The organism is Chromohalobacter sp. 48-RD10, assembly GCF_029889785.1.
GTDB lineage: Bacteria > Pseudomonadota > Gammaproteobacteria > Pseudomonadales > Halomonadaceae > Chromohalobacter.
Window position 1 is genome coordinate 1 of sequence record NZ_JARANX010000123.1, and the last position, 1,669, is coordinate 1,669.

Genomic DNA, 1,669 nt, shown 5'->3' on the forward strand with positions numbered 1-1,669 from the left:
CCGTGGGGTCAAGCGACATAAACCGATCTCCCATGCTCTTCTCCTACGTCATGGCTCACTGCAAGCCTGTCGGCCACTCACGCTTGAATGCCAGAACTTGCTGCGCCGCCTCATGGAGCGCCGTATAGCGTTCTTCCTGCAGCGCGATGCGCTCGCGATCCTCCGCAAAGCGCTGTTTTGCCGACAAGTCCTGGCGCGAAGAATGCGTATGCAAATGCTCTGTGCGCCGATAAATCTCGGCAAAAACCTGGAAGCTCTCGCGTTCAAGCAACGCGGGATCGATGATATCGAGCAGCACCTTGCAGCGAAGCGCTCCCTCTACCAGGTCGACCTGATCCCCCAGCATAGCCGTCGCGATCGCCTCGAGACTCTCGAGACAATTACGATGAGCCCGATCGAGCTCCTCACGCCGAGCTGTGTCACGGCGCTGCACTTCTCGCCATAACCGCCATGCATAGCCCACCAAACCAGCGACGACCAGCACCGCCAATACCACCAAGCTCCAGCCCACCACTACGGACATGGTCGCACCTCAATCGAATACGTTTAGTTAATCGGCAACGAGCGCGGACATTACCGAGCTTGCCGCGTTGCAACAAGCCATCTCGGCAAGACCGAGCATACGGCTTAGACTAATGACTAAGCCACTGATTCTTAATACCTTAGTAGCATGACGAGCATCGTGAGCCAATTAATCATTCGCCGCCCTCAGGGAAGCAATTCATGAACGAGACTATTCACGACACCCGCGGCCCGAGCGCCGCGCAAATCGGACTCTGGTTGGGGCCGCTATGGGTCATCCTATGCTTGGTCATCCCTGCGCCAGCCGGCATGTCATCACCGGCATGGGCATGTGTCGGCTTTGCACTTTTGATGGCCACATGGTGGTCCACCGAGGCCATCCCCATCCCCGCGACCTCGTTGCTTCCCATGGTGCTCGCGCCGGTGCTGGGCATCGACGAACTCGAGGCCGTGGCAGCCAGTTACGCCGACCCTATCATCTATCTCTTCCTGGGGGGCTTCTTGCTGGGCATCGCGATGCAGCGCTGGAACCTGCATCGACGCATCGCCTTGAAAGTCCTAAGCATCGTCGGCCAGAAACCACGCCAGCAAATCGCGGGGTTCATGATTGCCACCGGCTTCATCAGCATGTGGGTCTCCAATACGGCTACCAGCATCATGATGCTGCCCATTGGCATGTCCGTCGTCAGCTTGCTGGGCGATGGCGACTCACGTGAAGTCTCGCGCTACGCTACCGCTCTGCTGCTTGCCATTGCTTATTCCGCCAGCATAGGCGGCGTCGCCACGCTCATCGGCACCCCACCCAACGCCTTGCTCGCGGGATATCTCACCGGCGAAGGAATCGATATCGGCTTCGCCCAATGGATGACCATCGGTTTGCCGGTCAGCATCGTGATGATGGTCGTGACATGGTGGTGGTTGACTTACAAAGGGTTCGATTTGCAACAAAGCGACGATGGCGGAGAGATGATTCGCCGCGAACTCGAGTCGCTCGGCACCATGACCAGCGCTGAGCGCCGCGTCGGCCTGATCTTTCTCATGGCGGCTGCCGCCTGGATGTTTCGGCCTCTCTTGAATCAGGTCGGGCTCGACTGGCTATCGGACACCACCATTGCTCTGGCCGCCGGTATCGGGCTGTTTCTCGTCC

Annotated in this window: 2 protein-coding genes; one reads left to right on the forward strand and one right to left on the reverse strand. The window is 58.8% G+C overall.

Features of this window, described 5'->3' with window-relative positions; genetic code table 11:
* Positions 1-55: 55 nt before the first annotated feature.
* Positions 56-523 (reverse strand): DUF2489 domain-containing protein, encoded by a 468-nt coding sequence (locus tag OP496_RS17620; protein WP_280565207.1) that lies wholly within the window; start codon positions 521-523, stop codon positions 56-58.
* A 200-nt stretch (positions 524-723) separates the two neighbouring features.
* Here OP496_RS17620 and OP496_RS17625 point away from each other — a divergent pair.
* Positions 724-1,669, forward strand: a 946-nt coding sequence (locus OP496_RS17625) for a DASS family sodium-coupled anion symporter (protein ID WP_280565208.1), incomplete at its 3' end; no start/stop codon positions are given.